An 11,745-nucleotide genomic window follows, 5' to 3' on the forward strand; every position below is an offset into this window, starting at 1 on the left:
CTTTGAGGTCGGGTATCAGCAGGCGCGTGTTGTCGCTCCCGCGCCAGGCCGGACCGCGCGAGAGCGACAACACGCGCCTGCTGATACCCGACCTCAAAGACCCCTTCGCGCCCGGCGTCCGGCGCGTACGCTCGAAGACCCTCGACATGTACGTGCCAAACGACATCCGCGATCCCTTCCGTGCCCGGCGGCGGCCCGACAACCCGCGCCCGCCCTGCGTCGAGACCACCGACGACGGCACGGTCGTGCAAACGCCCGGCGAGGGCACGGCCAAGTTGCCCGAGTGCCGGCCGGCCGCGGTCGATCTGCGCGACCCCTTCACTCGCGAGAACTGAATCGCTGGCGCGAAGGGAGCCGGGGGACCGACCCGGCGCCGGCTGCGGCTCACAAAAACGTATGTCGCCATCGTAGAAATTCCGTATTCTCCGGCCATGCTGCGCTCGCCTGGGTTGCTCGTCGTCCCGCTTCTCTTCGCTGTCACCTCGCCGCTCACGGCCTGTAGCGACAACGCGGTCGCCGACGGCGACGACACGGGCGAGTCGGGAGAGTCGTCCGCGGACACGGCCAGCGAGGACTACGTCGCCGCCGAGTTCATGGTCCGCGAGAGCGTCCGCCAGCTCCACATCACCCACGCCGATCCCGGCGTCGAGCTGCGGGTCGTCGACGCCAACGGCGAGGAGGTCGAGCGCGCCGTGGTCGACGATCTCGGCAGCCTGATCTTCCGCGAGCTCGCGCCCGGCGACGGCTACTCCATCGAGGAGACCGGCGACTTCCCCCGCGAGGTCGCCCGCGATCTGCTCGTGATGTCCAGCGAGGGCAGCTACCCGGATCCCTCGTTCTACGAGGCCCAGGTCCTCGAGCCCGGCTTCAACTACATCATGACCCGCGACGGGACCATGCTCTCGGCCTACGTCGCGCTGCCCGGACCGCCCGAGGACGGCCCCTACCCCACGATCGTCAACTACTCCGGCTACGACCCCAGCCAGCCGGGCGGGTCGCTCAACGACCAATTCGACCTCGAAGGCCTCGACCTCGAGACCTTGTGCCCGACCTTCCCGGTGATCTGCGACGCGCCCCACCACCCGTCCGGGATCCTCGCCGGCTTCCTCGGCTTTGCGACGGTCGGCGTCAACATGCGCGGGACCGGCTGCTCGGGCGGCGCCTACGACTTCTTCGAGGAGCTCCAGGTCCTCGACGGCTACGACATCATCGAGACCATCGCGGCCCAGGACTGGGTCCTCGGCAACCAGGTCGGGATGGCCGGCCTCAGCTACCCGGGCATCAGCCAGATGTGGGTCGCCCAGACCCAGCCCCCGAGCCTCGCCGCGATCGCCCCGCTGTCGATCTTCGCCCACACGGGCGACTCGACCCTGCGCCCGGGCGGCATCACCAACTACGGCTTCGCGCTCAACTGGGCCGACAACGTGCTCGACGGCGCGCTGCCCTACGGCAAGGGCTGGGAGCAGGGCCTCGTCGAAGCGGGCGACACGATCTGCGAGGAGAACCAGCTCCTGCACGGGCAGTACGTCGACGTGATCCAAAAGACCGACGACCACCCCTACTACGAGCCCGAGGTCTTCGACCCGCTGACCCCGCTCGAGTTCGTCGGCGACATCGACGTGCCCGTGTTCGTGACCGGCGCGTGGCAGGACGAGCAGACCGGCGGCGACTTCGCCCCGCTGTTCAACGCCTTCACCGGCTCGCCGCTGGTCAAGTTCACCATGTTCAACGGCGTCCACGCCGACGGCTACGTGCCCGAGCACCTGATCTACTGGGGCGCGTTCTTCGACTTCTACCTGCGCGAAGAGATCCCGGTGATCCCCGGCCCGCTGCGCAACATCGGGCCCGCGCTGTTCTCCGCGCTGCTCGGTGAGCCCGTCGAGTTCCCGCCCGATCCCTACGCGATGTACGGCTCCTTCGACGAGGCCTTCGCCGCGTTCGAGGCCGAGGATCCGATCAAGCTCAAGTTCGAGATGGGCAACTCCGAGGAGTACAGCGAGGGCATCCCCCAAAGCGCGTGGGAGATGAGCTTCACCTCCTGGCCGCCCGACGAGGTCGTGCCCGAGCGCTGGTACTTCCAGCCCGACGGCGCCCTCTCGACGACCGCGCCCCTCGCCGACGGCGGCGCGTCGAGCTTCCACATCGACAGCCTCGACGCCGACACCAGCATCCTCGACGGCGACATCAACACCCCGCTGCCGCCGTGGAACTGGCCGCAAGACCAGTCCGACACCGCCGCCGTGTTCCTGAGTGAAGAGCTCGAGACCGACGTCGTGATGGTCGGCCCGGCCAGCGCCGACCTGTGGATCCGCAGCAACGCCGGCGAGGCCGACCTCGAGGTCAACATCTCCGAGGTCCGGCCCGACGGCCAGGAGATGTACATCCAAAGCGGCTGGCTGCGGGCGACCCAGCGCGGCCTCAACAGCGAAAAGTCCACGGATCTGGCCCCGGTCCAGACCCACGCCGAGGCCGACGTCGAGCCGGTCCCGTCCGAGGATTACGTCCTCGCCCGCGTCCAGGTGTTCCCCTTCGCCCACGCGTTCCGGGCCGGGTCACGCATCCGCATCTCCGTCGACACCCCCGGGGCCAGCCGCGCCGAGTGGCTGTTCGTGCTCGACGAGACCCAGACCGACAGCACCCGGATCGACGTCGCCCACGGCGCCGACGGCGAGAGCTCGATCCTGCTCCCGGTCATCCCCGATCAGGTCATCCCGACCGCCCTGCCCCCTTGCCCCTCGCTCCGCGGCCAACCCTGCCGCGAGTTCGTGGACTTCACGAACACAGCGATCTAGTCCTCGAGGGGCCTTTCAAAAGGCCCCTCGCTGCGGCGGCGAAGCCCCCTCCGCTCACCCCAAACGCTCGCCTCGCGGATCGTACTAGTCTTCTTCGAGGGGCCTTTCAAAAGGCCCCTCGCTGCGGCGGCGAAGCCCCCTCCGCTCACCCAAACGCTCGCCTCGCGGCTCGTACTAGCCCCGGAAATGTTTTTCCGCTCGCTGTGGCGCATTGCGCCGAGGGAGCGAAGCGAGCGGCCGCTTTCGGCCCTGCGTGGCAGGGTCGCTGACGGCCGCGGGGGTAACAAACACCCGCTAGCTCACGCCCTCGCGCGTGGACGCGCGCGTGCGCCCCTTGTCCGACGCGCCAGCCCCGTCCTACCGTCGCCAAGCCTCATGTCCGTCCAGCTCGATAGTTATCTCCAAGGTTCCTGGAAGCGCGGGGACAGTGCCCCGCGCAGCCTGATCAACCCCGCCACCGAGCGCGAGGTCGCAACCATCAAGTCCATGAGCTCCTCGCTGGCCGACGCGCTCCACCATGGTCGTGAGACCGGCGGCGCCAGCTTGCGGCGCCTGTCCTTCGCCGAGCGCGGCGAGCTGCTCGACAAGATGGCCAAGGTCCTCCACGAGGCCCGCGAGGAGCTGATCGACCTCGCGATCCAAAACGGCGGCAACACCCGCAAGGACGCCAAATTCGACATCGACGGCGGGATCTCGGTCCTCGCGCACTACGCCTACCTCGCCAAGAGCCTCGGCGAGCGGCCGTGGATCGTCGAGGACGAGCCGAGCGCCGTGTACCGCGGCGCCAAGATCCGCGCGGAGCACATCCTGGTCCCGCGCCACGGCCTCGCGATCCACATCAACGCGTTCAACTTCCCGGCCTGGGGCATGCTCGGCAAGGCCGCGGTCGCGCTGCTCGCGGGCATGCCCGTGCTGTGCAAGCCCGCGACGAGCACCGCGTGGCTCGCCCATCGGATCTTCGAGATCCTGCTCGACGCCGAGTGTGTCCCCGACGGCGCCTTCCAGCTGCTGATGGGCTCGGCCGGCGACCTCCTCGACCACGTCGGCCCCCAAGATGTGATCGCCTTCACCGGCTCGCAGGGGGTCGGGACCACGATCAAGACCCACCCCGCGGTCATCGCCGCGGGCACGCGGGTCAACCTCGAGGCCGACAGCCTCAACGCCGCGGTCATCGGGCCCGACGTCGAGTCGGGCACCGAGCTCTTCGATCTGGTGATCCGCGATCTGGTCGTCGAGATCACCCAAAAGGCCGGGCAAAAGTGCACCGCGACCCGGCGCGTGCTGGTGCCCGAGGCCGCGCTCGAGTCGGTCCGCGAGGTCCTGCTCGACCGCCTCGGCGAGCTCGCGGGCCAGACCGGGGACCCGTCCGACAAGAGCGTGCGCATGGGCCCGCTGACCTCCAAGGCTCAGCTCGACGACGCCCGGGCGGGCATCACCAAGCTGCTCGCCAGCGCCGAGATCATCCACGGCGACCCGGCCCGGACCACTGGCTTCGTCGGGGTCGAAGACGGGACCGGCTACTTCCTCGAGCCGATCGTGCTCGAGGCCAAGCCCGACGCGGTCCTCGACCCCGAGGCCAGCTTTCATCGCCACGAGGTCTTCGCGCCCGTGACCACCTTGCTGCCCTACGACGGCGAGCTCGCGAGCGCGGCGAAGATCATCGGGCTCGGCAAGGGCAGCCTGGTCAGCACCGTCTACACCGACGACCGCGAGTGGCTCGCGGGCGCCGTCGCCGAGATCGGGCCGTGGCTCGGGCGCCTGGTCGTGGCCAACGAGAAATTCGCCAACGCCTCGATGTCTCCGGGCTGCGTGTTTCCGGTCGCCAACCACGGCGGGCCTGGGCGCGCAGGCGGGGGCGAGGAGCTCGGCGGGGTCCACGGGATGGGGCTGTACATGCAGCGGGTCGCCATCCAAGGCGGCGCCAGCCAGATAGCGCGGCTGCTCTAGCTCTAGGTCATCTCAGACCACGAGTCTGAACCGCTCAGGGCACGACGCTCTCGAGCCCGGGCTCGATCGTCAGCTCGCCCTCGGTCTCGCCAACCGCCTCGACAGCGCCCTCGGTCTCGGCCTCATCCTCGGGCCCGTCGGCGAAGCGCAGATCCTCGATCGCCCAGCTCGCGCGCCGATCCTCGAGCCAGTCGAGGCGGTCGGGATCCCCGGGCTCGAACGAGCCCCCGGCCGCGGGCAGACGGGCAAACTCCAGCAGCCGCTGCCCGCCGACCCCAAGCAGCACGCACAGGGTCGCCGCGACGGCGGCGATCCTCGCCGGCCACGGGCTCGGCTCGCGCCGCTCCCCCGGCTCGCTGACGGTCTCGTCGCCGAAGTACATGGCCGCGATGATCCGCAGGGCGACCCACGCACACAGGGCCAGCTCGAAGGCGACGACGACGACCATCCAGCGCATCGCGCTGTGCTCGACGAGCGCGCGCAGGACCCCGAGCTTGGCGACGAAGCCGGCCAGCGGCGGCAGGCCAACGAGCGAGAGCAGACAGATCGCAAAGCCGAGCGCGAGCCCGGGGCGGCGCGTGGCCATGCCCGCCCAGTGCTGCATCCGGACCTCGGGCCCGCGAAAGCCCCGGCTCGCGCCGATCGCCGCGAAGCACCCGACGGCCGCGATCACGTGGGTTGCGAGCAGGATCAAGACCGAGGCGTAGGCCTCGTCGCCGGCCAGCTTGGCCCACAAGATCTCGGACTCGGGCGCGATGTAGCGGGCGCCGACGCCGATGTGGCCGTGGAAGTTGGCGGCCGCGACCACGGCGAGGATCAGCAGCGAGAGCTGAACCAGGGCCAGCAGCGCGACGACCCGCGAGAGCCGCCGCTGGCGGACGGCCGCGAGCGCGGCCCACAGCCCGGAGATCAGCGCGACGCTCGGCAGCGCGCCGGTCCAGCCGTAGGGCTCGTTGACCAGGCGCGGGCTGTGCAGCGCCCCGACGAACACGCGCAGGAGCACCGCGACGAGCGCGACCACGGCCAGCGTCGACCACAGCGCCGTCACGTGCAGCGGCGACTCCTCGACGAGCTCGCGGCGCCGGGCGAAGGGCAGGAGGCCGAGCTTGGTCAGGACCCCGCCGAGCACCAGCAGCAGCCCGGGCAGGAACAGCGCGGCCGGGGCCACGCCGCGCACGATCTCGTTGTGCGCCTGCTGGAGCGCGGCCGGATCCTGCTGGGCGATCTCGGCCCCGAAGCGGTCGAGGATCGAGACCCAGCGCTGGACGGCGCCCCAGCGGGCGAACACCTGGGTCGTCGCGCGGCCGAAGCCGTCGAGGCTGGTCGTGCCGATCGCCGCGTAGAGCAGCGCGACGCCGAGCAAGATCAGGCACGAGATCACGGCGCCGGGCACGAGCTGGATCAGCAGCGCGTTGCGCTTGGCCGGATCGGCGACGGCGTCGTGACCCGCGAACATGGTCAGGAGCGCGGCGATCGTGAGGAGCTCGACGCCGAGCCACACGACCAGCAGATCCCCGGCGTGGATGCAGATCAGCGCCCCGACCCCGGCCAGCAGCAGCAGCGGCTCACGCTCGCCGAAGGCCCGGCGCGGGGTCTCGCGCGTGGTCCCGCGCTCGCGCGCGAGCCCGACGACGCCGGCCAGGGCCAGGAGCGCGACCAGGTCGCACGCGACGGTCAGGTGGTCGACGACCAGCGCGCTCGACAGCACGAACTGACCGAGATCGAGGGCCGGATCGCCGAGCTGCCGGGCGCTGGCGACGAAGGCCAGGCCCACGGCCAGCAGCGCGAGCCCGCGTAGGAAGCCTGGCTCGCGCGAGCGCGCGAAGGCGTCGCTGACGAGGAGCACGAGCGCGGCGATCAGCAAGATCCACAGCGGCGCGAGCCCGACCAGCGCGTCGAGCAGCGGCGGCTCGTCGACGAGCCCGAGCAACCCGAGCCCGATCATGGCTCGACCTCCAGATCGCCGGCCGGCTCGTGTTCGAGGCCCCCGAGGCCCCCGAGGCCGTAGAATTGGCGGACCCGCGCGGCGGGGTCGAGGCACACGGCGCCGAGATCGTCTCGCAGGCGCGGCCGCCCCTGGTTGCGGGCCTCGATCGCGAGGCAGCGGGCGCGCTCGAGCTCCTCGACCGCGCGCTGCTGGGCCGGGGCCGCGCGCGCGAGCAGCCAGTTCGGAGCCACGCCCATGATCAGCGCGAGGACCAGGGCCACGCCCCCGACGATCGACTCGCGCAAGTCGAGCTCGGTCAGGCGGTCGACGAGCCCAGGCCGCGGGCTCCCGCGGCCCGCGCGCCACAGGCTGCGCAGCAGGCCGAGGACCCCCAAGCCGACGGCCGCCGCCGCGAGCAAGCTCCACGTCGCCGGGCGCAGCAGCGCGGGCTCGCCCTGCTCGAGCACGCCCACGACGATCCCGAGCTCACCGATGAACCCGGCCGAGCCCGGCGCCCCGACCAGCACCAAGCTCGCGAGCATGGCCAGGGTCAACCCGCGCGGCGCCACGGCCGCCCAGCCCGCGAGCTCGCCGAGGTTGCCGACCCCGTCGCGTCGCAGCGAGTGACACACGGCGGTCAAGACCGTCAGCCCGAGCCCGTGCGCCAGAAGGTAGAGCCCGAGCCCGCCGCGCGCGGCGACGCTACCCGAGACCGCGGCGACGATCGCCAGCGAGAGGTGCAAGATCGCGACGTGGGCCAGGAGCCGCCCGGGCTCGCGCTCGGCCCAACACACCAGCGCGGCGTAGATCGCCCCGACCACGGCCACGGCCGCGATCGGATCGGCCCACTCGCCCGCGGCCAGCGGGAACATCGGTAGGCCCACGCGAGTGAGCAAGAACAGCCCCATCGGCATGCCCGCCCCGAGCACCGCGGCGACGACCGGCGTCGGACCGCTCACGCAGATCGCGGGCAGCGGGGCGTGGAGGGGCACGAGGGGCAAGGCCGTGGCGACCGCGACGAGCACCAGCGCGAAGCCGAGGTACTGGCTCGCGGGCGGGAGCGTGAGCGCGGCGATCTCGTCGAGGCTCCAGGTCCACGCCCCGCCGGTCGCGTGGGCGTGCGAGACCCCGAACAAGACCACGACCGCGACCAGGGCGGCCGCGCCCGGGAGCACGTGGGCGGCGTAGCGACGCGCCGCCGCGGTCCGCCCCGGGACCCCCATCTTGCCGTCACCGTGCGCGCCGAGCAGGATCACCACCGCGAAGGTCGCCAGCTCCCACGCGGCCGCGAGCGTGACGAGGTCGCGGGCGAGGACCACGGCGACCCACGCCGCCTGCAGACCGAGCATCCCCACGACCAGGGGCGGCTCGCCGGGCTGCGGCTGGCGACCGATCAACAGGGCCAGCGGAAACACCAGCGCCAGCAGCAGCAGCAGCGGCAGCTCGCTGCCGTCGACTCCGAGCGACCAGGCGACGCCGTAGGCCGGGAGCCACGGGTGGACCGAGGCGTACTGAACCCCGGCGCCCGCCGGGTCGAAGCCGAGGACCAAGGCAACGATGACCCCGAGCTCGGCGAGCGCGCCGACGAGGCCCAGCGCGCGCGCGAGCACGGGCTCGCTGCGCGGCACGGCCCCGACCGCGAGCGCGGCCGCGAGCGGCAGCAAGACCGCGAGGGTCGAGAGCTCGACGCTCATCGGCCCTCCGGCAGCGGTAGAGGTCCAGGCTCGGCGCCGTCGCTGCGCGGCGCGGGCGGTGGCATCAACATGGGTGAGGGCGGACGCGCCTCGAGGCCCGGATCCACCGACGGCGGCGCCTCGCCCGGCTCGGGCTTGGTCACGCTGCCGCCCGCGCGGATCAGCTTGGCCCGCAGCCCACCAAAGCCGTAGTTGTCGCTCGGGCCGACGCTCGCGGCCTCGGGGTTGGCGTAGAGCCAGCCGAACAACAGGCCGAGACCGAGGACGAGACCGAGCAGCGCCTGGCGTCCGCCGCCGGGCGAGAGCCGCCGCAGCCGCGGCGCGAGCCCGGCCCCGATGTCGCGGACCAAGCTCCGGGCCACGCGCAGCCCCTCCTCGAACACCCCGCGACCGACCCCGCGCGCCGCGAGCTCGGTCAGACCGGTGAGCAGCAGCGCCAGGAGCCGCGCCGCTCGCCGCGGGTAGCTCAAGCTCAGCTCGAGCGCGCTCGACAAGCCCGACAGCTCGTCGCCGCTGGCCCGGCGAAAGCGCTCGCGCGTCCACATCCACGCGAACCCGGTGACCAGCGCCAGCAACACGCCGCTGCCCGCGATCCACGGACGCGCGACGCGGCCGCCATCGCGGAAGCCCTCGCGCAGGCCGGTCGGCGCGGCCTCGTGGCCGCCCGCGAGGGGCAGGACCTTGTCGAGCCAGGCGATCGGCGAGGCGAGCACGTCGAACCACGAGCCGAGCGCGGCCACACCGAGCACGACCAGGGCCGCGAAGATCAACAGCAGCGGCCCAAAGTCGAGACCGTCCTCGTCCTCGGCGCCCGCGACTGGCTCGGCGCCCGGCTTCGGCCCGAGGCCCTCGTACCAGATCCGAGCGACCCCGGCCGCAAACATGAACGCGACCAGGATCACCGCCACGGCCCCCAGCCACGAGATCCACGGCGCCAGCAAGCTCGCCCGCGTGAGCACGTCGACCAGCGTCTGCCCGAGCGCGACGAAGCCGAGCCCGGGCGCGATCCCGGCGACGGCCCAGACCAGCAGCCGACCGACGCGGGCGGTCCAGGTCGGCAGCTGTCCGCCGTCGCCGACCAACAACGCGAGGCGCAGCCCCAGGCGACCCAGCGCCTGCGCGAGCACCAGCAGCGCGGCCGTGCGCCAGGCCCCGACGCCGAGCGCCATCGCGATCAGCCCGACCCAGGCGAGCCCGGTCCCGGCCAGGCCGAGCTCGCTGCCCGAGCGCGGGCTGTCGTGGGCCTGGCCTCGCGACGGCCGCACGAGGCCGATCGCCGCGGCCGACAGCGCGATCAGGATCCCGACGACGAGCAGGCCCGCGAGCACGCTGGGCGCGTAGGACAAGACCCGCTGGTAGCGCAGGACCAGGTAGATCGCCGGGACCGGGATCAGCACCGCGTCGAGCAGCGCCTCGGCCAGGGAGTCGCCGGACCAGACCACGCTCGACAGACGCAGCAGCGCAGCCCCGGCCAGCCCGAGCGCGATCAAGTCGGCGAACGACACCCCGGTCCCGCGCACCGCCGCATAGAGGTGATCACCGGTCAGCGGCGCCCACAGGTTGTTGTGGGCGAGGCCGATGCCGCTGACGATCAGGGTGAGCAAGGCCGCGCCGAGGGCGAGGTCACCGGCGACTCCGAGGGCCAACACGCGCGTGGCCGCGCTCGCGCGGCGCTCGTCGCCAGCTCCACGCGCCACCGCCACCGCCGAGCCGGCCCCGAGCAGCGCCCAGCCCAGGGCCGCCAGCCCGAGATCGCTGGCGAGCACGAAGAGCAGCGCCGCGCCCTCGAGCAGACCGAGGAGCGCGAGCCACCGCAGCGCGCTCACCGTCGCGCCGGACTCGGCTTCGCTCGGGTCGGCGCTGAGCGAGCGGAGCCCGAGCGCCCGCTGGCCGGCCGGGCCGGCCACGAACATCCGCGCGAGCACGAACACCACGGACACCAGCAACGCCGCGCAGGTCGACAGACGATCGGCGACCAGGGTCGCGTCGATGCGCAGCTCGCCGATCACGATGGGCCCGATCAGCTCGCCCAGCGGCGTGTGGGCCAGCGCGCGTGGATCATCCGGGGCGAGCAGGTGCTGGATCGCCTGGACCGTAAACAGCAACGCCAGCGCCGAGGCCCCGAGCCCGAGGTAGTGAGCCAGGCTCGAGGCCCGCCGCGGGCCCAGGACGCGGACCCCGGGTCGCGCCACGAGCACACACAGCAGCGCCGCCAGCCACGGCAGCAGCACGATCACCCAGATCGGGAATTCGCGCGCCATCAGCCGCCTGCCCCCCCGGCCCAGTCGTCGAGCAGACTGAGCGGCTCGGCCTCGGGCGCTAGCGCCGGATCCTCCGGGACCCGCAGAGCCCGGAGCACGACCGCGACCACGACCCCGAGCTCGCACAGGCCGACGAGGATCACCCACAGCGCCGCGATCTGCCCGCCGGGATCGACGAACAAGCGGGCGTAGGCGCAAAAACAAAGCGCGACCGCGACCAGCATCAGCGCGACCCCGAGCAGCGCGGCGATCAGCGAGCGGCGCAAGAGCGCGCCGCCGAAGCCGACGCCGAACAGGCCCAGGGCCAGATACAGATAGTGCGTGATCGGCAACATCACGAGCTCGCAGTCTCGGTCTCGACGCCCGGCCCGAGCGTGAGCGGCTCCGCCCCCCGCTCGCCGACGAGGGTCAAGACCGCCGCGATCACGCTGCACAAGGCCAGCAGGCCGACGACCAGCGCGGGTACGAAGTGATCGACGCCGAGCTCGGCGAGCACCACGCTCCCGTCTCCGAACGCGGCCCCGGGCTCGAGCGGCGGACCGTGCTCGACGACCTGCCGCGACCCGGTCGCCAGCAACACCCACACGAAGCCCAGGAGGCCGAGCCCCGCGGGCAGCCAAAACCCTGGCGAGGCCCAGGCCGAGGCCCGCTCCACGCCGGGCCCCGAGCCGCTGCCGGCCCCCGCGCCGAGCTGGACCAGGGCCCCGAGCAAGGCCACGATCACCGCGCTCGCAAGCAGCACCAGCGCCGCGACCGTCGGCGCCCGCAGCTGCACGAGCGGCACGATCAGGGCCACCAGCGCGATCGCAAACGCCCCCAGCGAGCGCCTCGACTGCCGAGCCGAGACCGCGACCACAGCCGCGACCAGGGCGACGGCCGCCGACGCAAAGAAGCTAATGGTTGGCACACTCATCCGCGATCCGTACTGGCGACCGACCTGCCGCGTGCGGCCGTGCATGGCAGTGCGTGGCAGAGTTGCTGACGCCTGCGGGGGTCATCATAGATACCCAGCCCCCTTTAGGGGGCCACGCAGACGACTGCGTGCCACATACCAGCCCACCGAGGGAGGGAGCGAAGCGACCGACCGACCTGCCGCGCAGCGGCAGTGCGTGGCAGAGTTGCTG

General features: G+C 72.4%; 8 protein-coding genes. 3 read left to right on the top strand and 5 right to left on the bottom strand.

Annotated features, from left to right (window positions below; all coding sequences use genetic code 11):
• The 3 genes from ENSA5_RS13465 to ENSA5_RS13475 all read left to right on the top strand — a co-directional run.
• On the top strand, positions 1-335 hold a 335-nt coding region (locus tag ENSA5_RS13465; protein ID WP_219906782.1), incomplete at its 5' end, for a hypothetical protein.
• A gap of 96 nt (positions 336-431) precedes the next feature.
• A complete protein-coding gene (locus tag ENSA5_RS13470) occupies positions 432-2,792 on the top strand; it encodes a CocE/NonD family hydrolase (RefSeq protein ID WP_106392054.1) in 2,361 nt (786 codons plus the stop codon).
• Positions 2,793-3,167: 375 nt separating this feature from the next.
• On the top strand, positions 3,168-4,739 hold the full coding sequence (locus tag ENSA5_RS13475; RefSeq protein WP_106392055.1) for a 3,4-dehydroadipyl-CoA semialdehyde dehydrogenase: 1,572 nt from the start codon (positions 3,168-3,170) through the stop codon (positions 4,737-4,739).
• Positions 4,740-4,773: 34 nt separating this feature from the next.
• On the opposite strand, the gene ENSA5_RS13480 is transcribed toward ENSA5_RS13475, so the two are convergent.
• From ENSA5_RS13480 to ENSA5_RS13500, 5 genes are read right to left on the bottom strand one after another with little or no spacing between them, the layout of a single operon-like run.
• Positions 4,774-6,684, bottom strand: coding sequence for a proton-conducting transporter transmembrane domain-containing protein (locus ENSA5_RS13480; protein ID WP_106392056.1), 1,911 nt, complete (start codon positions 6,682-6,684; stop codon positions 4,774-4,776).
• The gene (locus tag ENSA5_RS13485; RefSeq protein ID WP_106392057.1) at positions 6,681-8,360 is read right to left on the bottom strand and encodes a proton-conducting transporter transmembrane domain-containing protein; all 1,680 of its coding nucleotides are present in this window, start codon (positions 8,358-8,360) and stop codon (positions 6,681-6,683) included. Before ENSA5_RS13485 ends, ENSA5_RS13480 begins: the two co-directional genes overlap by 4 nt.
• On the bottom strand, positions 8,357-10,621 hold the full coding sequence (locus ENSA5_RS13490; RefSeq protein ID WP_106392058.1) for a hypothetical protein: 2,265 nt from the start codon (positions 10,619-10,621) through the stop codon (positions 8,357-8,359). The genes ENSA5_RS13485 and ENSA5_RS13490 overlap by 4 nt, the downstream gene beginning before the upstream one ends.
• A complete protein-coding gene (locus tag ENSA5_RS13495) occupies positions 10,621-10,956 on the bottom strand; it encodes an NADH-quinone oxidoreductase subunit K (RefSeq protein ID WP_106392059.1) in 336 nt (111 codons plus the stop codon). Before ENSA5_RS13495 ends, ENSA5_RS13490 begins: the two co-directional genes overlap by 1 nt.
• On the bottom strand, positions 10,956-11,534 hold the full coding sequence (locus ENSA5_RS13500) for a hypothetical protein (protein ID WP_146155662.1): 579 nt from the start codon (positions 11,532-11,534) through the stop codon (positions 10,956-10,958). Before ENSA5_RS13500 ends, ENSA5_RS13495 begins: the two co-directional genes overlap by 1 nt.
• Positions 11,535-11,745 lie beyond the last annotated feature (211 nt).

This window comes from Enhygromyxa salina (assembly GCF_002994615.1).
Classification (GTDB): Bacteria; Myxococcota_A; Polyangia; order Nannocystales; family Nannocystaceae; genus Plesiocystis; species Plesiocystis salina_A.